Below are 20420 nucleotides of genomic sequence, written 5' to 3' on the forward strand. Positions count from 1 at the left end.
CCGAGACTACCGCGATGCGATCCGAAATCAAGCCGCCAGTTGATGGCCGTCCATCGGGTACAGCGCATGCAGGAACTGGCGGGCGCTCGCCTCCCAGGTGAAGGTGCGGCCATAAGCGGCGCAGGCAGCACGATCGCGGCTGAGCGCTTCGGCGATCGCGGCTGTCAGGTCTTCGCCCATTGCACCTACTTCGGGCGTCAATACGTCGATCGGCCCGCTGACCGGATAGGCGGCGACCGGCGTACCGCAGGCGAGCGCCTCGATCATCACGAGGCCGAACGTATCGGTCCGGCTGGGAAACACGAAAACGTCGGCGGCGGCATAGGCCGAGGCAAGTTCCGCACCGAAAAGCGGCCCCAGGAAGAGCGCGTCCGGAAAGCGCGCCTGTAGCGCGGCGCGGGCCGGGCCGTCGCCGACCACCACCTTGGTGCCCGGGTGACCGCTCTTCAGGAACGCCTCGATATTCTTCTCGACCGCCACGCGGCCGACATAGAGCTGCACCGGGCCTGCGAGGCGCTCCATTGCCGGATGCGGGGCCAATCCGGCATGGAAATGCGCCAGATCGACTCCCCTCCCCCAATGGCGGACCTTGTCCAGGCCGTGCGCGACGAGCGACTGGCGGATCGACGGCGTCGAGGCGAGGATCGCCTGGCTGGGGGCATGGAACCAGCGGATGTAGCGCCAGATCCACTCCGCGGGCACCCCCGATCGCGCCGAGACATAGTCGGGAAACTGGGTGTGATAGGCCGTGGTGAAGGGCATGCCGTGGCGCAGGCACCAGCGTCGCGCGGCCACGCAGAGCGGGCCCTCGGTCGCCAGATGGATCGCGTTTGGCCCGAATGCCGCGAGCATCGCGCCGACGCTGCTGGTGCGAGTAATCGCGAGCCGGATTTCGGGATAGGTCGGGCATGGAAGCGAATAGAATAGATCGGGCGAGATCACGCAGACCTGATGCCCCTGCCCCTCCAACACCCGGCGAACCGACTGGAGCGTGCGGACGACTCCGTTCACCTGGGGCTCCCAGGCGTCGGTTACGATCGCGATGCGCACTGCGTCAGCCTCCGCCGCCGCCGTCACGCCGCCTCTAGTCTGGCCTCGGACATGGGCGCATCGCGCGCCGCCATCTCATCGGCCCAATGGAGAATTTCCATCCGGCCGTCGTAATGCTCGACGAGCGCGGTGCAACCCTCCACCCAATCGCCGTCATTATAATAGTCCACCCCCGCGATCGTGCGCATCTCGGCCTTGTGGATATGCCCGGCGATTACGCCGTCGATCCCGCGATGCGCCGCCTCGTCGGCCACGACCTCCTCGAACTTCGAAATGAACGAGACTGCGTTTTTCACTTTCTGCTTCGCATATTTGCTCAGCGACCAATAGGGCATGCCCAGCGCGCGGCGCGCGGTGTTGAGCCAGCGGTTGAGCCCCATCATCATCTCATAGGCGGCGTCTCCCAGATGGGCGAGCCAGCGGTGCGACATCGTGATCGCGTCGAACTCGTCGCCGTGGAGCACGAGCAGGCGGCGCCCGTCGGCGGTCTCGTGGATCGCCTGGCGACGAATTTCCACGCCGCCGAAATCGAGCCCCGAGAATTGCCGGAACATCTCGTCATGATTGCCCGGAATATAGACGATCCGGGTGCCGCGCCCCGCGCGCTTGAGGATGCGCCAGACGATGTCGTTGTGCGACGCGGGCCAGTAAAGCCGCTTCTTCATCGCCCAGCCGTCGATCATGTCGCCGACGAGATACATCGTCTCGCTATCGACATGGTCGAGAAAGTCGATGAGCATCGCCGCGTTGCAGCCGCGCGTGCCGAGATGGACGTCGGAAATCCAGACTGTGCGATACTGACGCCGCCCGCCGATGATCCGCTCCGGAATGACCGGGGTGCGCGCCTGAAAGTCGGAAAGATGCGCTGCGTCGAACGGAAGTCTGGTGATCGTCGCCATGCTCGTTCCCCCGAATGAACCTGTTCCGTCGCCGCCTATGGCGGGGGATTGTTACAAGCTGAATCGTGCGATCAGGCAGTGATGGGAATATGTTCGGGCCGGGCCGCCACACGCCCCAGCCAGGCACGAACCTTTGGGAAGGGCTGGAGGTCGAACCCGCCCTCTTCCGCGACATGGGTGTAGGCGTAGAGGATGATGTCTGCCAGGGTTAGCCGATCCTGCACCAGAAAGTCGCGATGCTCGAGATGCTCGTCAATCAGGGCTAGCGCGGCATCACCCCCGGCGATCTTGCCGGGCAGCATCGCGCGCTGGAGGTCGGTGAGATTGTCCTCCCCCACCATCGTCCGCCAGAAGCGCACCGTCGCGATGTTGGGCTCGTGATTATATTGCTCCCTGTAAAGGTCATATAACCGGCAGCGTTTCAGTGATGGCCCTGACATTCCGCAACCTTGCATGCCGCTAGTAGATTGAGCAACCGACACTCGGAAGCGGTCAGGCGGCTTTTGGTGCGTGTCGATCAGCGCCGGAATGGCCGATATTGGGTGGTTTGCAGACGGGCAGCTTGCGGATGAAAATCGTTCTATTCGGCCTGCTTCTTTGATTGACGCGAATACCACCAAGCCAACATGAAAACAAAGCCGAATGCGACGCTGCCGGAATAGCACCAAAGGACTTCTAAGTCGGAGTATTTGTCTCCGATCTGCTGTTTGAACGCCCATCCCAATAATGCGAAAGAAATCGCCATGGCCAGCACAACGGTTGGGATAAAACTCAGATAGGGATGGCGCCCAATGAAATGCCGGAAAGGATAAACAACCGGCAGTCCAATAATCAAAGCGCCGGGGATAGTTCCGCACAGGCTCATCAACCAGACAGCCGGAGAAACAAAAATCTCCCAAAGGCTATGGTGCGGCGATCTATTGGGATGACCAAGGAAATAATCGGCCACTAAGAGCACCGTCCCAACGGTGCTGCCCACCACGGCTGCGCCCAGCGCTAAGCCAGCGAATTTACTGATCGTCAGCGTGCTCATTCGACCTCCGCTGTCCATTTACATCCAATAGATTAATGGCCGCTTTCAAGCCTCCGTTGATGTGCGTGGAAGGGCCGACGTTGGGTCGTTTGCCGACCGTCCGCTCTCAGGCGAACTTTTCGCATTCCCGCCCTTGCTAGCGCTTGGTTTTATGACCTGTTCTGACCCGGATCGCTATCATGTTGAACTAACTGGTTATTTATGAACGATAATCAGGGGTTCTGTTGCTCCCAGAACATCCAGCGAAGCATATCCGCCCGCTCGAACCGATCGTGCGGGATCAGATCGCTGCCATCGGCGATGAAGAATGCGGCGGCATTGCTCTCGGGCAGGAAAGCATCGCCGATCTGGAGCACGGGAATGCGCCCGTTGGCATTCACGTTAGAAAGAAAATGCCCGGTACGCGTCTCGCCGGCGAGGATATCATATTGACGCCGTTCCAGCGCCGATCCGACATGCGCGGCGGCGAGGCGAATCTTGTAGCAGTTCCCGGACGGGGCATATTCGTGGAGGACGAAGGGGCCCATCAAAGCTCGCCCGTGACCAGCACGATCTTCCCGACATGATCGCCCGATTCCATTCGCCGGTGCGCGCCCGCGGCGTCGGCGAAGGGGAAGGTGGAATCAATCACCGGCTTCAGCCTGCCCTCAACGACATGGGGCCAGACGGTGCGATGGAGCTCGTCCGCAACCAGCGCCTTGAATTCGTTGTTGCGCGGCCGAAGGGTCGATCCCGTGAGTGTCAGGCGGCGGCGCATGATGTCGAACAGGGGGATGGTCGCCTGCGCACCGCCCTGGACCGCGATCGAGACGTGGCGGCCGTCCTCGGCCAGGCATTTGAGGTTGCGGGGGACATAGTCGCCGCCGACCATGTCGAGGACGATGTTGACGCCCTTGCCGCCGGTGATTGCCTTCACCCGCTCGACGAAATCCTCGGACTTGTAATTGATCGCATGATCCGCGCCGATCGCGCGCGCAGCATCGCATTTCGCGTCGCTTCCGCAGGTGACGAACACCCTCAGCCCGAACAGTTTGCCCAGCGCGATCGCCATCGTGCCGATGCCGCTGGTGCCGCCATGAACCAGCACCGATTCGCCCTCGCCGGCATATGCCCGCTCGAACAGGTTGGTCCAGACGGTGAACAGCGTCTCTGGCATCGCCGCAGCCTCGATCATCGTCAGTGCGGGCGGGACGGGCAGGCACTGGCCAGAGGGCGCGACGGCATATTCGGCATAGGCGCCGCCCGCGACCAGCGCGCACACGGGTTGGCCGATCATTTCGCGCGGGACATCTTCGCCCACTGCGACGATCGTGCCGGACAATTCCATGCCGAGGATCGAGGACGCGCCCGGCGGCGGCGGATACATGCCGGTCCGCTGCATCACCTCGGGCCGATTGACTCCCGCCGCGGCGACCTGGATCAGCACCTCGTCCGGCCCCGGCGCCGGCACCGGCCGCTCCACGGCGACCAGTACCTCGGGACCGCCAGGAGCCTCGGGGTCCATCGCGCGCATCGTTTCAGGCACGATCATCGGCTCTTCGCTTTCACCCTGAGGTCTCAACGGGCGCCTTATTGACATCGCCTCTGCCCGGGTCAACGTTGATCGGGCGATGGACGCAGACGAAAATCTTCCGCGCCGCAAGGACGATCTGGTAGCTCAGCTGGGCCGGCAGGACCTCGACCCCTATTCGGTCGAGGAGCTCGAAGAGCGGATTCAGCTACTCGAGGCGGAAATCGAACGGAGCCGCATCAAGATGCAACGCGCCGTTAACCATCGCGCAAGCGCCGACGCTCTATTCAAGTGACGAGCGCACGACACCGGACCAGCGGCGACACGCCACGAAATCCAGGTGTTGGGCAACGGTGCTTGATGCGGGGCTCCCCCCTCCCGACATACAGGGAAATCGGGCTGCGTATCCCTCTGGCCCGACTGGAGTAATCTAATGCCTAGTTTCGCATCTGCTCTGGAATCGACCCTGCACAAGGCGCTGGAGGCAGCATCCTCCCGCCGCCATGAATATGCGACGCTCGAACATCTGTTGCTGGCGCTCGTCGACGACGAGCATGCCTCCAAGGTGATGAGCGCCTGCGGCGTCGATCTCGGAGAAATCAAGAATATCGTCGCCCACTATCTCGACACCGAGCTCGAGGCGCTGAAGGTCGAGGCGGTCACCGACCCCTCCCCCACCAGTGGCTTCCAGCGCGTCGTCCAGCGGGCGATCCTCCACGTCCAGTCCTCGGGCCGCGACGAAGTGACCGGTGCGAACGTGCTGGTCGCCTTGTTCAGCGAGCGCGAAAGCTATGCGGTCTATTTCCTGCAGCAGCAGGATATGAGCCGGCTGGATGCCGTTAGCTTCATCAGCCACGGCGTCGGCAAGGGATCGACCCCCACCGAAACCAGCACGCCGAAGGGGGCCGACGAGGACAAGTCGTCCAAGGCCGAAGCCAAAGGCGGCAAGGGCGAATCCGCGCTCAAGCAGTTCACCGTGGATCTCAACGAGAAGGCCAAGGCCGGCAAGGTCGATCCGTTGATCGGCCGCGGCCCTGAAGTCGACCGAACCGTCCAGATCCTCTGCCGCCGCAGCAAGAACAACCCGCTCTATGTGGGCGATCCGGGCGTCGGCAAGACCGCGATCGCCGAGGGCCTGGCGCGGAAGATCGTCGAGGGCCAGGTGCCCGAGGTGCTCAAGGAAGCGGTGATCTATTCGCTCGACATGGGCGCACTGTTGGCGGGCACGCGCTATCGCGGTGATTTCGAGGAGCGGCTCAAGCAGGTCGTCAACGAGCTCGAGAAGCTGCCGCACGCGGTGCTGTTCATCGACGAAATCCACACCGTGATCGGAGCGGGTGCGACCAGCGGCGGCGCGATGGATGCGTCGAACCTGCTCAAGCCGGCGCTGTCGGGCGGCACGATCCGCTGCATCGGATCGACCACCTACAAGGAGTTCCGCAATCATTTCGAGAAGGACCGGGCCCTGCTCCGGCGCTTCCAGAAGATCGACGTGAACGAGCCGACGGTCGAGGACACGATCAAGATCATCACCGGGCTGCGCTCGGCGTTCGAGAACCATCACCATGTGAAATACACGCCCGACGCCATCAAGTCGGCGGTGGAGCTCAGCGCGCGTTACATCAACGACCGCAAGCTGCCCGACAAGGCGATCGACGTGATCGACGAAGTCGGCGCGATGCAGATGCTGGTGCCGGTCAATAAGCGCAAGAAGGTGATCACCACCAAGGAGATCGAACAGGTCATCGCGACGATGGCGCGCATCCCGCCGAAATCGGTCTCGACCGACGACACCAAGGCGCTGGCCAATCTGACCACCGACCTCAAGCGCGTCGTGTTCGGCCAGGATCGGGCGATCGAAGTCCTGTCATCAGCGATCAAGCTGAGCCGGGCGGGCCTGCGCGATCCGGACAAGCCGATCGGCAATTATCTGTTCAGCGGCCCCACCGGCGTCGGCAAGACCGAAGTCGCACGGCAGCTGGCGGAGATTCTCGGCATTCCGCTCCAGCGTTTCGACATGTCGGAATATATGGAGCGGCATTCGGTGAGCCGCCTGATCGGCGCGCCTCCGGGCTATGTCGGCTATGATCAGGGCGGCCTGCTGACCGATGCGGTCGACCAGCAGCCGCATTCGGTGCTGCTGCTCGACGAGATCGAGAAGGCGCATCCGGACCTGTTCAACATCCTGTTGCAGGTGATGGACAACGGCAAGCTCACCGACCACCACGGCAAGACCGTCGATTTCAGGAACACGATCCTGATCATGACGACCAATGCCGGCGCGTCGGACATGGCCAAGGAATCGGTCGGTTTCGGCGATCTGGGCGGCCGCGAGGACGTGCAGGAGGAAGCGGTGAAGAACCTCTTCACCCCCGAATTCCGCAACCGCCTCGATGCGATCGTGCCGTTCGACTATCTGCCGCCGGAAGTGGTCGCGCGGGTTGTCGACAAGTTCGTCCTGCAGCTCGAATTGCAGCTGGCCGACCGCGGCGTGCACATCCAGCTCGACGACGAGGCGAAGGCCTGGCTTACCGAGCGCGGCTACGACAAGCTCTATGGCGCGCGCCCGATGGGCCGCCTCATGCAGGAGAAGGTCAAGCAGCCGCTCGCGGAGGAACTGCTGTTCGGCAAGCTGATCCATGGCGGCGAAGTCAATGTGAAGCTGAAGGACAACGCCCTGGCGTTCGAGATCGTCCCCGCTGCGCCAAAGAAGCCCAAGAAGGGCGGCGGCAAGCGGGTGGCGAAGGTCGACGCGAAATAGGCTGTTTCTCTTGACGTGATCGGCGGGTCGGAACGCGAGTTCCGACCCGCTTTTTTTTGAAGGGCTGGCCGGATCCATGACCGGTCAAGGAACCCCTATCGATAGGCCCAAGTCTGGTAGTGGACCGGTGGCGCATAGGTGTGGATGATCGTGACGGTCACGCCGCCGTGCGACGGCGGTGGCGGCGGCGGCGCATAATTAGCGGGTTGGGGCTGCGGAGCACAGCCATGATGTCCGCAGGCGCGAAGCTGGGCCAGACGCTCCTCGGCAAACCGGCGCATCTGCTCGTCGCGGCGGATCGCCCAGGCGACCTGTTCGTCGGTGCTGGCCCAGGCATCTTCCCGGCAATAGCGATCGTTGCCGCAGATCCGGCTCACCGCCCGACCCACGCGGCGTTCGAGCTCGTCCACTCCTGCGTCGGTCGACAGATCGAGCGCTGAGGCGTCGACGCGGATCGAGCGAAATTCACCGTCGCGCCAGTCCTGCGCCTGTGCCGTCGCCGGTGCCAGTGTCGCCGCGGCACAGGCCGCGGCAGGTAGCAATGCCCTCAACATGATCTGTTTCCCCTCAGCGTAACCATATCGCTCATAACGCTTCGCCGGACGTAGATTCCTTCGCTCTTTGCATGCCATCGTCCCGTTTCGGGCCGCGTTTACCAGATATTCGCTTGGTGCGGACTAGCAGGAGCGATGCTTTCGCGGTGGCTATCCCGTCTTTTTGTTTCGTTGGGCTTGGGGGCAGCGCTTTCTTGCGCCGTGGCCCCCGCCGCGGCGCAGACCGGAGTGGCCGGCGCTCCGCTCGATATCTGCGTGTTGCGCGACACCGGCACGATGCGCGCCGTCGATCTGATCGCCCATCCAGAGCGGTTCGATTGCAGCACCCCCCAACATAAGCTCGGCTCGGGCGATTTCTGGGCGATCTCCGAGAACATCGGCGAACGGTCGAGCGAGGAGGCGCCGCTCAACATCCGCTTCGCGAGCCTGTGGCAAGAGGGGCTGACGACGCACATCCTCTATGGCGACGGCGGGATCCGCGCCATCTCCACCGATGGGCGCGGAGTGGCTCCGTTCCTCCAGCTCGGCGCGGTGGTCGAGCAGAGGCTCCCGCTGGCCGAGGCGCCGGTCGTGCGGATCCTGTGGAAGGTGCGCGGCGCCGCCAATGTCCGGGGCGTGCTGATCGGCGCACGGCTTTCGGCCGCCGAGCAGAGCCAGCGCGCCAACCTGAAGATGGCGGCGCTATATTCGGGCTTCGCGGGGCTCTGTGTGGCCCTCATCATGTACAATCTCGCGCTGTGGCGATCGCTGCGATATCCGTTCCAGCTCAAATATTGCCTGATGGTCGCCTGCCTGCTCGGCTATGCCTTCTCGTCGTCCGGCGCACTGGCCTGGACGTTTCCGGATATCGCCAACAACGATCGATTGCGGGTCAATTATCTGCTGCTTGCGGCCACGGGCGGCACCGCCTTGTTCTTTGCGAAAAGCTTTTTCGAGGAACGCGTCTTCGCGGGCTGGCTGGGGCGCTATACCGATGTGGTCGCGGCGCTGATGGTGGCGATGGGCGTGATGTTCGTGGTGACGGCTCCGTTCAGCGTGCGCGTCGCCGATACGGCCTTCACGCTGGTTTTCGTCGGGCTGGCGACCGTGGTGGGGCCGACGCTGTGGCGCGCATGGCGGCTGCGGAGCAACTATCTGTGGCTTTATGCGATCGGCTGGGGCGCGCCGATCCTGACCGCGATCCTGCGCACGATGGCCAATCTTCACCTGATCCCGTGGAATTTCTGGCTCGATAACTCGACCATATTCGCGATGGTGGCCGAAGCGCTGATGTCTGGCCTGGCAATCGCCTATCGGATCAAGCTGCTGCGCGAAGAGCGAGATGAGGCAATCGCAAACGAAGTGATGGCACGGCGACTCGCCGATACCGACCCGCTCACCGGCCTGCTCAACCGCCGCGCCTTCCTGAACCAGGCGATCGGCCGTCCCGGCGAGCAAATCCTTTTGATCGCCGACCTCGACCATTTCAAGGGCGTCAACGATACGCTGGGGCATGACGGTGGCGACGAAGTGCTGCGGCTGTTCGCGCGGCTGCTGCGCACAAATGCTCCGGCGAGCGCTCTCATTGCGCGGATCGGCGGCGAGGAGTTCGCGATCCTGGCGCACGGCGCGGAGCCCGTCGAGCCGGAGGCATTGCTGGCCCGATTGCGCGCGTTGCGAATGCCGTTCGACGTCAAGGTGACCGCCAGCATCGGCGCGTGCCGCGGCCCGCTAACCAGCGAAGTCGAGTGGAAGACGCTGTACCGCGGCGCCGACGCCGCGCTGTTCGACGCCAAGGCAGCGGGGCGCGATCGTGCCCGCAACTCCGCCCGGCAGGCAGCCTGAACGGTCACCTTGGCCGTTGCGCGAAATGCGCTGCGGGCGTATGCAAACGACCGGGGAGTTAAGCCATGCAATCGCGTACAGGCAGGATCGTGATCGGAGCGTTATCGTTGCTGGCGCTGGTTGCACTCGCCTCGCCGGACCATCGTGCCGATATTCGCATCCTGACCCATGAACAGAGCGACGCTTCGCCGCAGCGGATGCAGGCAGCTGTCGATCTCGGCCTGGTCGCCGTTTCGGTGCTGGTCACCTGGAGCAAGCGCCTGAATCATTGACCGGAACGGCGGCTTGCTTACACTGATGTAAATGACCGATTCCGAGACTGTCTGGCGTACCGCATACCATCATCCCGGCGCCTGGGACGACCCGCTGCCTCCGCTATCGATGGTCGAATTGTTCGAGGCGAGCGCCCGCGCGCATCCGCAGGCGCCGCTGCTCGATTTCCTGGGCCGCAAATATAGCTATGGGGAAACCCTGGCCGGCGCCAACCGGGTTGCCTGCGGGCTGAAGGCGCTGGGCTATGGCCGCGGCGACCGGATCGGGCTCTTTTTGCCTAACGTGCCGCATTATGTCGCAGCCTATTACGGCATCCTCAAGCTCGGCGCGATCGTCGTCAATTTCTCGCCTCTGTATTCGGTCGAGGAGCTTGCCGCGCAGGTCGAGGATTCGGGGGTTCGGCTGCTCTTCACGATTTCGGCCAGCGCCCTGCTGCCGACCGCGCTCAAGGTGCTCGACCAGAGCGGGCTCGAGCGGCTGGTGGTGGGATCGGTGGCGGGCGGGCTGCCGGGACCCAAGTCACTGCTCTACCGATTGTTCAAGCGGAGCGAGATCGCCAAGCGGCCCGTCGATCCCCGCATTCTCTCCTTTTCGAAACTGATCGCCAATGACGGGGCCTGCGAGACCGTGCCGATCGACCCCGAGCAGGAACTGGCGCTGATCCAATATACCGGCGGCACCACCGGCGTTCCCAAGGGTGCGATGCTCACCCACCAGAATTTGTCGGCGAATGCGCGGCAGGTGGCGAAGCTCGATCCCGACATGGGCCAGGCCGGCGATCGGATCATGGGCGCCCTCCCCTTCTTCCACGTCTTCGCCAATACCTGCGTGCTCAACCGCACCGTGCTGACCGGTGGCGAGATCGTGATGCTGCCGCGCTTCAACGCCGAGCAGGTGCTCGCGGCACTGCGCCGCACTCGCCCAAGCGCGCTGCCCGGAGTCCCGACGATGTACCAGGCGCTGCTCGATGCGCCGGGAATGAAGCCCGACGATTTCAGCTCGCTCAAATTCTGCATCTGCGGCGGCGCACCCTTGTCCGAGCAGCTGCGCACCACCTTTCAGGACCTGACCGGCGCTCGGTTGATCGAAGGCTATGGCTTGTCCGAAAGTTCGGGCGTGGTCTCGTGCAATCCCTATGTCGGGCTCAGCAAGATCGGCACGATCGGCCAGCCGCTGGCCCGTACCCGCGTACGGCTGGTCGACAAGGAGGACCCGACCCGTCCTCCGCCCTCGGGCGAGCCCGGCGAGATCGTCGTATCCGGCCCCCAGATCATGAAGGGCTATTGGAACCGGCCCGACGCCGATGCCTATACCTTCGTCGACGATCATTGGCTGCGCACCGGCGACGTCGGCACGATCGACGAGGAAGGCTATATCCGCATCGTCGACCGGCTGAAGGACATGATCGCGGTCGGCGGGTTCAAGGTCTTTCCGAGTCAGATCGAGGCGGTGCTTTATCGCCATCCGGCGGTGAAGGAGGCGCTCGTTCTGGGGCTGCCCGATTCCTATCATGGCGAAATGCCGCACGCCTATGTGACGCTGAACGACGATGCCGAGATCGGCGGCGAAGAGCTGGCCCGCTGGCTCAACCCGCAACTCGGCAAGCATGAGCGCGTCCGCGACGTGGTGGTGCGGCAGAGCCTGCCGAAGACGATGATCGGCAAGCTCAGCCGCAAGGATTTGCTGGCCGAAGTGCTGGCGGCCTAGCCGCCGCCCGGCGCCTTCGTGCCCCGTGGCCGAGCCTCGGGCGGTGCGACGTCGCGGGGTTTGCCCTTCTTCCAGTCGATCCGGTAGAGATCGAAGCGTCGGTCGGCGAGGTTGCGCACGGTGCCCTCGGCCCGCGCCCAAGTCAGGTCCGCGAGGTTCACGTCGGCGATCGTCAGCGTCTCGATATTCTCGCTGGCCTCGGCGGCGATGCCGTCGCGCGCGAAGGGGAAATCGCACGGCGTGAGGATGCAAGACTGGGCATATTGGACGTCCATATTATCGACGCCGGGGAGGTTGCCGACATTGCCCGAGAGCACGACGAAGCATTGATTCTCGATCGCGCGCGCCTGGGCGCAGTAGCGCACCCGCATATAGCCCTGGCGATTGTCGGTGCAGAAGGGGACGAAGATGATCCGTGCGCCCTCGTCCACCAGCCGGCGGGCGAGTTCGGGGAATTCGCTGTCGTAGCAGATCAGCACGCCGACGGGTCCGATGTCGGTCTGGATCACGTCGACCGAGCTTCCGCCCTTGATCTTCCACCAATAGGCTTCGTTCGGCGTGGGGTGGATCTTTTCCTGCGAATGGACCGATCCGTCGCGCAGGCAGACATAGGCCACATTCTGAATGCTGCCATCCTCGGTGCGGGTCGGGTGCGATCCCCCGACGATGTTGATATTATAGCGCAGCGCCATCCGCGAAAGCTCGGCGACGATCGGCGCGCGATGCTCGGTCATCCGGTCGATCGCTTCCATCGGGCTCAGGCCGCCTTTTTCGAACGAGAGCAGCGACATCGTGAAAAGCTCGGGGAAGACGACGAAGTCCGAGCGATAGTCCGCGGCGACATCGACGAAATATTCGATATTGTGGACGAATTCCTCGAAATTCTTGACCGCGCGCGCCTGGAGCTGGACCGTCGCGAGACGGACGCTCTCGACATGGCGCGGCACGCGGAAAGCCGGCGGTTCGCTCGGATCGACATAGGGATTGCGCCAGACCATGTGCGCGGCAAAGCCGTCCGATGCCTTGTCGGATGGCAGATATTTCGGAAGCACCCCGATCGGGGTGAAGCCGTTGGCGAGCTGGAAGCCGATGACCTGATCGCGAAATTCGCCTTCGCGGACGCGGGCGAGATAGTCGTCGGGTCCCTCGACCTTCGACTTCACCCGCGCGTAGCCGGGCATCCGCCCGCCGAACACGATCCCGCGCAACTCGAGTTGCTCGGCCAGGACCCGGCGCGCCTCGTATAGCCGCTTGCCGATGCGCAGGCCACGCTGGCGCTGGTCGACCGCCATTTCGGTGCCGTAGAGCCAGTCGCCGGTGGCATCGTGGCGGCTGCCGAAGCCGTTGCCGGTGATCGTCGCCCAATCGTGCGGCGCCAGCGCGACCGCTTCGTCGATCCGCGACGAGGCGCAATAGCCGACGACTTCGCCTTCGAACACGGCGACGAACTGCCCTTCCGGGAAATTGTTGATCTGGCCGCTGATCTGCCCGGCGCTATAGGTTTCCATGCCCGGATAGGCGCGACCGATCAGTGCCAGGATTCCCGGGACGTCGGCGGGAACGGCGACCCGCACCTCCAACTTGGCGAGGCTCTTTCTGGGCATGTACGCGGTCCTACTTTATCGATGCTGGGGCGCTCCTAGCCTATTTGCGCCGCTTGTCGCGGCTTAACCTTCGCCCCGCGGGTCAATCTCCCGGCTGGCCGCCGCCGTACATCACCGCCTTCAGGTTCATGAATTCGTGCATCCCCCAAGGCCCGAGCTCGCGCCCGTGGCCGGATAGCTTTACCCCACCGAACGGCGCTTCGGGCGTAGAGGCGAGCAAGGAATTGACCGCGGTCATCCCCGATTCGATGTCGCGGGCGAAGCGTTCGATCTCGGCGTCGTCCCTGGTCCATACCGCCGAGCCCAGGCCGTAGGGCACGTCATTGGCAAGCGCGATCGCCTCGTCGATGTCGGCGACCTTGTAGACCGCGGCTACCGGGCCGAAAATCTCTTCCTTGGCGACGTCGCTCTCCGGGTCGAGATCGACGAGGATGCCGGGGGTCATCCACGCGCCGGGCCGGTCGATCTTCTCCGCGCCGAACAGGAGCCGCGCACCCTCGGCCTGCGCGCGCTCGACTTGCTCGAGGACGGTATCGCGTTGCTGCTCGCTGGAGAGCGGGCCCATTACCGTATCCCCGGCCATCGGATCGCCGATCTTGACCGCCTTCATGCCGGCCTCGAACCGGGCCAGGAAGGCATCATAGATGTCGGCATGGACGATTATCCGCTTGGCGCAGATGCACGACTGGCCGGCATTCTGGACGCGGGCGGTGACCGCAGTCTTCGCCGCCAGGTCGAGATCGGCCGAGGGCATGACGATCAGTGGGTCCGAGCCGCCGAGCTCGAGGACGACCTTCTTGAGCGCCCTGCCCGCCGCCGCCGCGACCTTGGCGCCCGCGCCTTCGCTCCCCGTCAGCGTGACTGCCACGACTCGCTTGTCGGCGATGAGATCGGAAACCTTGTCGGACTTGATCGCCAGATTCTGGAACAGCCCGTCGGTCGCCCCCGCCGCCTGCGCCAATTGCTGCATCAATGCCCCGCAGCCCTGGACGCTGGAGGCATGCTTCAGCAGCGCGACATTGCCCGCCATGATCGTCGGCGCGAGGAAGCGCACGACCTGCCAGTAAGGAAAATTCCAGGGCATGATCGCGAGCACCGGGCCCATCGGCAGCCAGCGCGCGACGGCATGGCCGTTGGGGGTCTTCACCTCGGTGGGCTCGAGATAGCGCGGGCCATGCTCGGCATAATGGCGGAAGCCGGCGATGCATTTCTCGACTTCGGCAAGCGCGCCGCCGATCGGCTTGCCCATCTCGCGCACCGCGGTTTCGGCGAGGTGCTGCTTGTTGGCCTCCCACTGGTCGGCGATCGCGTTCAGCAACCGGGTGCGCTGGTCGAGGCTGCTGTTGCGCCACGCCTGGTAGCATGCCTGCGCGCGGCTCAGTGCGAGTTCGATACCGTCGGCGTCCAGTTCTTCGAAACGATCGCCGGCCTCGCCGGTGGCGGGATTGATGCTCGTGAACATGGCAAACTCCTTAAGCGCGCCTGCTCAACATGTGGCTGCGTTCCGCGGTTGCAATCCCCTCCTCTGGTGCCGCATAGCGCTGCCATGGCAGACGAAGCGGACATCACGGCGCTTTCCTTCGAGGAAGCGCTGAAGGAACTCGAGACGATCGTGGGTCGGCTCGAAAGCGGAGAAGCGAAGCTGCAGGAAGCGATCGACCTCTATGCGCGCGGCGACGAGCTGCGGCGGCAATGCGCGGCGCGGCTCGACGCGGCGCAGGCGCGGATCGAGGCGATCAAGACCGACGCCGAGGGTCGCCCGGTCGGCACCGCTCCGTTCAACGCCGGCTAGGGTGAGCAAGGTGGCGCATGCTTCCATCGCGCTGCAGGGCGCGCTGCGGCAGGTCTCGGCGGAGATCGACCAGCGTTTCGACACCTTGCTGGCCGTGCCCGACGATCCGCGCCAGGGGCTCTATCGCGCGATGCGGCATGCGACGATCGGCGGCGGCAAGAGGCTGCGGCCGCTTCTCGTCTTCGCCACCGCGCGGCTGTTCGGAGTGGATCGCGACTGCACCGCGCTCGTGGCGACGGCGCTGGAATGCATCCACGTCTATTCGCTGATCCACGACGATCTGCCGGCGATGGACGATGACGACCTCCGCCGCGGCAAGCCGACCGTGCACAAGGCCTTCGACGAGGCGACCGCGATCCTGGCGGGCGATTGCCTCCACGCGCTCGCTTTCGAAATCTTGTCCGACGAAAGCGCGCATCCCGATCCCTTCGTCCGGGTCGAGCTGATCTCGGCGCTTGCCCACGCCTCGGGCCCCTCGGGGATGGCCGGCGGCCAGATGATGGACCTGGAGGCGGAAAAATCGAGCTTCGACTTGCCGACGGTCACCCGGCTGCAGGCGATGAAGACGGGGGCGCTGATCAGCTGCGCGGTGGAATGCGGCGCGATCCTGGGGCGGCTTCCGATCGAAGGGCGCACGGGCCTGCGCGGCTATGCCCGCGATCTCGGCCTCGCCTTCCAGATCGCCGACGATATCCTGGACGCCGAGGGCGACGAGGCGCTGGCCGGCAAGAAACTGCGCAAGGACGGCGCCGCGGGGAAGGAGACCTTCCTCTCGCTGCTCGGGCTGGATCGCGCGCGCGAGCAGGCCCGGCTGCTGGTGGAACAGGCACAGGCGCATCTCCACGCTTATGGGCCCGAGGCCGACCTGTTGCGCGATATCGCGCGCTTCACGCTGGAACGGGATCGATAGGAAACGCCATGACCATCCGCATCGGCGTCTATCCCGGCACCTTCGATCCGATCACCCGCGGCCATATGGACATCATCCGCCGCGGCGCGAAGCTGTGCGACCGGCTGGTCATCGGAGTTACCACCAACCCTTCCAAATCGCCGATGTTCACGGTCGAGGAACGGATGGCGATGGTGACGCGCGAGACGCAGGGCATCGCCGGCGAGCTCGTGATCGTCAGCTTCGATTCGCTGTTGATGGACTTCGCCGAGCGGCAGGGGGCGAGCATGATCATCCGCGGACTGCGCGCGGTCGCCGACTTCGAATATGAATATCAGATGGCGGGAATGAACCAGCAGCTCAACGACCGGATCGAGACGGTCTTCCTGATGGCCGACGTCTCGCTCCAGCCGATCGCGAGCCGGCTGGTGAAGGAAATCGCGATGTATGGCGGCGCGATCGGCAAGTTCGTCTCGGCCGAGGTCGAGGTCAAGGTCGCCGCGCGCGTCGAGAAGATCGGCCGCAAGGGCAGCTGACGGCCTTTCCGCGCCGCCTGCTTTGCTCTAGACGGTCGCCCAAGCAATCCTTGTTTGGGGAAGTTGATGCGTTTCGTTGCCGCCCTGGCCGCTGTTGCCGCCATATTCATCGCGGTGCCCGCCGCTGCGCAGGGCGGGCCGCCTCCCCCCAAGCCCGTCATCGATCCGCTCGAGGGCGTGGGCGTCGAGGGCACCACGCGCGTTCCGATCGTCGTGCCGGCGGACCCGGAAAACACCTGGGTGCTCGATCTTTCCACTGGCGGCCGCGTGTCGATTCGCCTTCGCCCCGACGCGGCGCCCAAGATGGTAGAGCAGATCAAGACGCTTACACGGCGCAAATTCTATGACGGGGTGACCTTCCACCGTGTGATCGACGCACCCGAGAGCATGGCGCAGGGCGGCGACCCGACCGGCACCGGTGGCGGCGAGTCCGACCTTCCCGACGTTCCCGCCGAGTTCAACAATCTCCCCCACGCCCGCGGTGCCGTCTCTGCCGCTCGGACCCAGGACCCGAACAGCGCAAACAGCCAGTTCTTCATCATGTTCGGGCCCCGTTTGGGCTTCGACCATGACTATACCGTGTTCGGCCGCGTCATCTACGGCATGGAGTGGGTCGACAAGATCGAGCGCGGCGAGCCGCCGGCCAACCCCACGCGCGTGCTGCGCGCCTACATAGCCTCGGACAATCCCCCGCCATATCAGGCGGCCCCGGCCCCGGCTGCGCCAGCGCTGCCGCCAGGGGAGACGAAGGCGACGCTGCCGCAATAAGGTGGACGTCGGGCTCTTCGATTTCGCCCTACCGCCAGAGCGAATCGCGCTGCGCCCCGCGCAGCCGCGCGATTCCGCACGCCTGCTGCTGCTCGACGGTGCCGAGACTCGCGATGCCGGCATAGCCGACCTGCCGGCCTTGCTGCGCGCGGGCGATCTGCTCGTGTTAAACGACACGCGCGTGATCCCCGCCCAGCTCGAAGGGACTCGCGGCGACGCGAAGATCGGCGCGACGCTGCACAAGCGCGAGGGGCCACGGCGGTGGCGCGCGTTCATCCGCAACGCCCGCCGGCTCGGCGACGGCGACAGCGTCGACTTCGGCAACGGCGTGACCGCGATCGTCTCCGACCGCGGCGACGATGGCAGCTTCGCGCTCACCTTCGCCGGCGACGAGCCGGTGGAGCTGCTGCTGGGCCGCGCCGGGAGCATGCCGCTGCCGCCCTACATCGCCTCGAAACGCCCGACCGACGCGCGCGACGCCGACGACTATCAGACGATGTTCGCCAGCGAACCCGGCGCCGTCGCCGCTCCCACCGCGGCGCTGCACTTCACCCCCGCGCTGATGGCTGCGCTCGACGCCACGGGGATCGCGCATGCCACGCTGACGCTTCACGTCGGCGCCGGCACTTTCCTGCCGGTCAAGGCCGAGGACACCGTCGATCACCGGATGCACGCCGAATGGGGCCGGATCGACGCGTCGACCGCGGCTCGGCTCAACGCGGTCCGCAAGGCCGGCGGCCGCGTGATCGCGGTCGGCACCACCAGCCTGCGCCTGATCGAAAGCGCGACCGGCGAAGACGGCGTCATCCGGCCCTTCGAGGGCGACACCGCGATCTTCATCACCCCCGGCTATCGCTTCCGCGGGATCGACGGGCTGCTGACCAACTTCCATCTGCCGCGCTCGACCCTGTTCATGCTGGTATCGGCGCTGATGGGGCTGGAGCGGATGCAGGCCGCCTATGCGCATGCCATCGCGCAGGGATACCGCTTTTACTCCTATGGCGACGCCAGCCTGCTGCTCCCGGAAAGCGATCTCTGATGCGCCTGCTCGTCCTCCTCGCCGCCCTGAGCGCGACGCCCGCAGTCGCGCAGCAGACGCCGCCGATCGCACCCGCTCTCCCCGGCCCGCGCGCGCAGCCGATGCCGACGGTCATGGCCGAGCCGGTCGCGGTAATGATCGCAGCCTTCGACGCCGACGGCGACGCGCAAGTCACCCGGCCCGAATTCGCTGCCGGGCTGAAGCGCAGTTTCGACAGCATCGACCGCACCGGGGCAGGATCCCTCGGCTATATCGCCTTCTCCGACTGGTCCGAACGCTGGCTAGGCGATCGCAACACGCTGCCCAGTCCGTTCGAGACCGATCGCAACGGCGACAATCGCATCACTTATGAAGAGCTCGCCGCACGTTTCGACCTGCTGTTCACGCGCTTTGACGTGGACAAGGACGGGGCGATCAGCCGTCGCGAATTGTTGACTGTGCGGCCCCAGATGTTCGAACGCGGACCACGGCGCGAGGCCTTGCCCGAAGGAAAGCCTCGGCGCCGGCGTTGAGGCGCTAGCATCTCATGCGGATGCGCGGCTAAGACCCGCGGATGGCCGCCGCGCACGACCACAATCACAGCCATGCCCCGGCCAGCTTCGGGCGCGCCTTCGCGATCGGCACCGCGCTCAATATCGGCTTCGTGCTGGTGGAGGGCACTGCCGGCTTCCTCACCGACTCGGTCGCTTTGCTCGCCGATGCCGGGCACAACCTGTCCGACGTGCTGGGGCTGCTCGTCGCCTGGGCCGCGGTGGAGCTGGGCAAGCGCCCTGCCTCGAAGCGCTTTACCTATGGCCTGCGCAGCAGCTCGATCCTCGCGGCGCTCACGAATTCGGTGCTGCTGCTGGTCGCGGTCGGCGCGATCGCCTGGGAAGCCATCGGGCGTTTCGCCGATCCGCCGCAGGTCCACGGTGCGACGGTGATGGTCGTCGCCGCCATCGGCATCGTAATCAACTCGGCCACCGCTTTGCTGTTCGCACGCGGACGCAAGGACGATGTGAATATTCGCGGCGCCTATCTCCACATGGCTGCAGATGCCGCGGTCTCGGCGGGGGTGGTAATCGGCGGCGCGCTCATGCTGCTGACGGGCGCGGCCTGGATCGATCCGGCGATCAGCCTGTTGATCGTCGCGGTGATCCTTTGGAGCACCTGGGGCCTGGCCCGCGAATCGTTGACGATGGTGCTGCAGGCGGTGCCCGAGGGTGTCGATGCGGAGGCGGTTGAGGCTGCCTTGGCCGCCGTGCCGGGCGTGACGCGCGTCCACGATCTCCACATCTGGCCGATGAGCACGACCGAGACCGCGCTCACCGCGCGGCTGCGGATGCCGGACGGGCATCCCGGCGACGCCTGTCTGGCGGAGCTGCAGCATCGGCTGGCGCACGATTTCCACATCGATCACATGACCGTCCAGATCGAACTGGGCGACGGGGCGGAATGCCGGATGCACGGGCGTGACCATGGCCACGGGCATGACCATGTCTGAGACACCCGACGAAGCCGTCTACAGCGGCCCTCCGATTCGACTCGTGATCTTCGATTTCGACGGCACGCTTTCGGACAGCGGCGACTGGTTCCTGTCGGTGATCGACCAGATCGCACGCCGCTTCCACTTCCGGACCGTCAAGGATGGCGAGGTCGAGATGCTGCGGCACAAGAGTTCGCGCGAAGTCATCGCCTTCCTGGGTATCGCGCGCTGGAAGCTGCCGTTGATCGCGCGCCACGTGCGCGGGCTGGTCGGCCGCGAGGCGCATCACATCGCCTTGTTTCCCGGGACCCCGGGGCTACTCGATCGGCTCTCTGCTACGGGCGTGAAGATCGCGCTCGTCACGTCCAATTCGGAAGCGAATGCGCGCAATATCCTGGGTCCGGACTGCGCGGCAAAGATCGATTTCTACGCGTGCGGCGCCTCGTTGTTCGGCAAGGCTCCCAAGTTTCGCAAGGTCTTGAAGAAGATGGGTATCCCCGCAGCGCAGGCGCTGTCGATCGGCGACGAGACGCGCGACGTCGACGCCGCGCGCGAAGTGGGGATGCGAGCCGGCTCGGTGCTGTGGGGCTACGCCAGCGAAGCCGCGCTCGCCGGGCAGGCCCCGGACACGCTGTTTCGCACGCCGGAAGAAATCTTGGCTTATGTCGCAGGGCGCCGGGGCTAGCGAACCCATCAACGACCGCTATCGGCGCAAA

21 protein-coding genes and 1 pseudogene are annotated in these 20420 nt (G+C 65.0%); 13 read left to right on the forward strand and 9 right to left on the reverse strand.

Annotated features, from left to right (window positions below):
- Window positions 1-27: 27 nt before the first annotated feature.
- The 6 genes and pseudogenes from OKW87_RS07125 to OKW87_RS07150 all read right to left on the reverse strand — a co-directional run bounded on the left by OKW87_RS07125 (window position 28) and on the right by OKW87_RS07150 (window position 4513).
- Entirely contained in the window at window positions 28-1050 is a 1023-nt protein-coding gene (locus tag OKW87_RS07125) for a glycosyltransferase family 4 protein (RefSeq protein ID WP_265544035.1), read from the reverse strand.
- Window positions 1051-1073: 23 nt separating this feature from the next.
- On the reverse strand, window positions 1074-1949 hold the full coding sequence (locus OKW87_RS07130) for a UDP-2,3-diacylglucosamine diphosphatase (protein WP_265543434.1): 876 nt from the start codon (window positions 1947-1949) through the stop codon (window positions 1074-1076).
- A 71-nt stretch (window positions 1950-2020) separates the two neighbouring features.
- Complete coding sequence (locus OKW87_RS07135) at window positions 2021-2389, reverse strand: glutathione binding-like protein (protein ID WP_265543436.1); 369 nt, start codon at window positions 2387-2389, stop codon at window positions 2021-2023.
- 140 nt (window positions 2390-2529) lie between these two features.
- Window positions 2530-2982: a hypothetical protein gene (locus OKW87_RS07140; RefSeq protein WP_265543438.1), complete on the reverse strand. Its 453-nt coding sequence runs from the start codon at window positions 2980-2982 to the stop codon at window positions 2530-2532.
- A 218-nt stretch (window positions 2983-3200) separates the two neighbouring features.
- Window positions 3201-3509 (reverse strand): annotated as a pseudogene (locus OKW87_RS07145) (glutathione S-transferase family protein); the annotation flags it as partial.
- Window positions 3509-4513 carry an NAD(P)H-quinone oxidoreductase gene (locus OKW87_RS07150; RefSeq protein ID WP_265543440.1) on the reverse strand — a complete coding sequence of 335 codons (1005 nt, stop codon included), beginning with the start codon at window positions 4511-4513 and terminating at the stop codon, window positions 3509-3511. The gene OKW87_RS07150 and the pseudogene OKW87_RS07145, both read right to left, overlap by 1 nt.
- Before the next feature lie 79 nt (window positions 4514-4592).
- On the opposite strand from OKW87_RS07150, the gene OKW87_RS07155 reads away from it, so the two are divergent.
- On the forward strand, window positions 4593-4787 hold the full coding sequence (locus OKW87_RS07155) for a DUF1192 domain-containing protein (protein ID WP_265543441.1): 195 nt from the start codon (window positions 4593-4595) through the stop codon (window positions 4785-4787).
- Between the two features lie 138 nt (window positions 4788-4925).
- A complete protein-coding gene (gene clpA, locus OKW87_RS07160) occupies window positions 4926-7253 on the forward strand; it encodes an ATP-dependent Clp protease ATP-binding subunit ClpA (RefSeq protein WP_265543444.1) in 2328 nt (775 codons plus the stop codon).
- 95 nt (window positions 7254-7348) lie between these two features.
- On the opposite strand, the gene OKW87_RS07165 is transcribed toward clpA, so the two are convergent.
- A complete protein-coding gene (locus OKW87_RS07165; RefSeq protein ID WP_265543446.1) occupies window positions 7349-7807 on the reverse strand; it encodes a UrcA family protein in 459 nt (152 codons plus the stop codon).
- A gap of 201 nt (window positions 7808-8008) precedes the next feature.
- Here OKW87_RS07165 and OKW87_RS07170 point away from each other — a divergent pair, with 201 nt between their 5' ends.
- From OKW87_RS07170 to OKW87_RS07180, 3 genes are all read left to right on the forward strand, one after another.
- Entirely contained in the window at window positions 8009-9631 is a 1623-nt protein-coding gene (locus OKW87_RS07170; protein ID WP_265543448.1) for a sensor domain-containing diguanylate cyclase, read from the forward strand.
- Between the two features lie 65 nt (window positions 9632-9696).
- A complete protein-coding gene (locus OKW87_RS07175) occupies window positions 9697-9903 on the forward strand; it encodes a hypothetical protein (RefSeq protein WP_265543450.1) in 207 nt (68 codons plus the stop codon).
- Window positions 9904-9934: 31 nt separating this feature from the next.
- Window positions 9935-11611 (forward strand): long-chain-fatty-acid--CoA ligase, encoded by a 1677-nt coding sequence (locus OKW87_RS07180; RefSeq protein WP_265543452.1) that lies wholly within the window; start codon window positions 9935-9937, stop codon window positions 11609-11611.
- Here the strand turns inward: OKW87_RS07180 and OKW87_RS07185 are convergent.
- A complete protein-coding gene (locus tag OKW87_RS07185; RefSeq protein ID WP_265543454.1) occupies window positions 11608-13215 on the reverse strand; it encodes a carbon-nitrogen hydrolase family protein in 1608 nt (535 codons plus the stop codon). The genes OKW87_RS07180 and OKW87_RS07185 overlap by 4 nt on opposite strands.
- Before the next feature lie 82 nt (window positions 13216-13297).
- Entirely contained in the window at window positions 13298-14677 is a 1380-nt protein-coding gene (locus OKW87_RS07190) for an NAD-dependent succinate-semialdehyde dehydrogenase (RefSeq protein WP_265543456.1), read from the reverse strand.
- Window positions 14678-14761: 84 nt separating this feature from the next.
- Here OKW87_RS07190 and OKW87_RS07195 point away from each other — a divergent pair, with 84 nt between their 5' ends.
- The 8 genes from OKW87_RS07195 (at window position 14762) to OKW87_RS07230 (ending at window position 20389) form a co-directional block, all read left to right on the forward strand.
- On the forward strand, window positions 14762-15007 hold the full coding sequence (locus OKW87_RS07195; RefSeq protein ID WP_265543458.1) for an exodeoxyribonuclease VII small subunit: 246 nt from the start codon (window positions 14762-14764) through the stop codon (window positions 15005-15007).
- Between the two features lies 1 nt (window position 15008).
- Entirely contained in the window at window positions 15009-15917 is a 909-nt protein-coding gene (locus OKW87_RS07200) for a polyprenyl synthetase family protein (protein ID WP_443025085.1), read from the forward strand.
- Window positions 15918-15931: 14 nt separating this feature from the next.
- Window positions 15932-16432 (forward strand): pantetheine-phosphate adenylyltransferase, encoded by a 501-nt coding sequence (gene coaD / locus OKW87_RS07205; RefSeq protein ID WP_265544037.1) that lies wholly within the window; start codon window positions 15932-15934, stop codon window positions 16430-16432.
- Window positions 16433-16498: 66 nt separating this feature from the next.
- The gene (locus tag OKW87_RS07210; protein ID WP_265543461.1) at window positions 16499-17200 is read left to right on the forward strand and encodes a peptidylprolyl isomerase; all 702 of its coding nucleotides are present in this window, start codon (window positions 16499-16501) and stop codon (window positions 17198-17200) included.
- 1 nt (window position 17201) lies between these two features.
- The gene (queA, locus tag OKW87_RS07215; protein WP_265543463.1) at window positions 17202-18239 is read left to right on the forward strand and encodes a tRNA preQ1(34) S-adenosylmethionine ribosyltransferase-isomerase QueA; all 1038 of its coding nucleotides are present in this window, start codon (window positions 17202-17204) and stop codon (window positions 18237-18239) included.
- Window positions 18239-18751 (forward strand): EF-hand domain-containing protein, encoded by a 513-nt coding sequence (locus tag OKW87_RS07220; protein WP_265543464.1) that lies wholly within the window; start codon window positions 18239-18241, stop codon window positions 18749-18751. Before queA ends, OKW87_RS07220 begins: the two co-directional genes overlap by 1 nt.
- Window positions 18752-18792: 41 nt before the next feature.
- Complete coding sequence (locus tag OKW87_RS07225) at window positions 18793-19722, forward strand: cation diffusion facilitator family transporter (RefSeq protein WP_265543465.1); 930 nt, start codon at window positions 18793-18795, stop codon at window positions 19720-19722.
- Entirely contained in the window at window positions 19715-20389 is a 675-nt protein-coding gene (locus tag OKW87_RS07230; RefSeq protein ID WP_265543467.1) for an HAD hydrolase-like protein, read from the forward strand. The genes OKW87_RS07225 and OKW87_RS07230 overlap by 8 nt, the downstream gene beginning before the upstream one ends.
- Window positions 20390-20420: the final 31 nt, after the last annotated feature.

It is taken from the genome of Sphingomonas sp. M1-B02 (assembly GCF_026167525.1).
GTDB lineage: Bacteria > Pseudomonadota > Alphaproteobacteria > Sphingomonadales > Sphingomonadaceae > Sphingomonas.

Excerpts from the sequence above, each read along its gene's own strand:
- OKW87_RS07225 (WP_265543465.1), top strand. The coding sequence starts at position 18,793 with ATGGCCGCCGCGCACGACCACAATCACAGCCATGCCCCGGCCAGCTTC.
- OKW87_RS07190 (WP_265543456.1), bottom strand. The coding sequence starts at position 14,677 with ATGTTCACGAGCATCAATCCCGCCACCGGCGAGGCCGGCGATCGTTTC.
- OKW87_RS07140 (WP_265543438.1), bottom strand. The coding sequence starts at position 2,982 with ATGAGCACGCTGACGATCAGTAAATTCGCTGGCTTAGCGCTGGGCGCA.
- OKW87_RS07210 (WP_265543461.1), top strand. The coding sequence starts at position 16,499 with ATGCGTTTCGTTGCCGCCCTGGCCGCTGTTGCCGCCATATTCATCGCG.
- OKW87_RS07230 (WP_265543467.1), top strand. The coding sequence starts at position 19,715 with ATGTCTGAGACACCCGACGAAGCCGTCTACAGCGGCCCTCCGATTCGA.
- OKW87_RS07175 (WP_265543450.1), top strand. The coding sequence starts at position 9,697 with ATGCAATCGCGTACAGGCAGGATCGTGATCGGAGCGTTATCGTTGCTG.
- clpA (WP_265543444.1), top strand. The coding sequence starts at position 4,926 with ATGCCTAGTTTCGCATCTGCTCTGGAATCGACCCTGCACAAGGCGCTG.
- OKW87_RS07220 (WP_265543464.1), top strand. The coding sequence starts at position 18,239 with ATGCGCCTGCTCGTCCTCCTCGCCGCCCTGAGCGCGACGCCCGCAGTC.
- OKW87_RS07185 (WP_265543454.1), bottom strand. The coding sequence starts at position 13,215 with ATGCCCAGAAAGAGCCTCGCCAAGTTGGAGGTGCGGGTCGCCGTTCCC.
- OKW87_RS07150 (WP_265543440.1), bottom strand. The coding sequence starts at position 4,513 with ATGATCGTGCCTGAAACGATGCGCGCGATGGACCCCGAGGCTCCTGGC.
- OKW87_RS07195 (WP_265543458.1), top strand. The coding sequence starts at position 14,762 with ATGGCAGACGAAGCGGACATCACGGCGCTTTCCTTCGAGGAAGCGCTG.
- OKW87_RS07180 (WP_265543452.1), top strand. The coding sequence starts at position 9,935 with ATGACCGATTCCGAGACTGTCTGGCGTACCGCATACCATCATCCCGGC.
- OKW87_RS07130 (WP_265543434.1), bottom strand. The coding sequence starts at position 1,949 with ATGGCGACGATCACCAGACTTCCGTTCGACGCAGCGCATCTTTCCGAC.
- OKW87_RS07155 (WP_265543441.1), top strand. The coding sequence starts at position 4,593 with ATGGACGCAGACGAAAATCTTCCGCGCCGCAAGGACGATCTGGTAGCT.
- OKW87_RS07135 (WP_265543436.1), bottom strand. The coding sequence starts at position 2,389 with ATGTCAGGGCCATCACTGAAACGCTGCCGGTTATATGACCTTTACAGG.
- OKW87_RS07165 (WP_265543446.1), bottom strand. The coding sequence starts at position 7,807 with ATGTTGAGGGCATTGCTACCTGCCGCGGCCTGTGCCGCGGCGACACTG.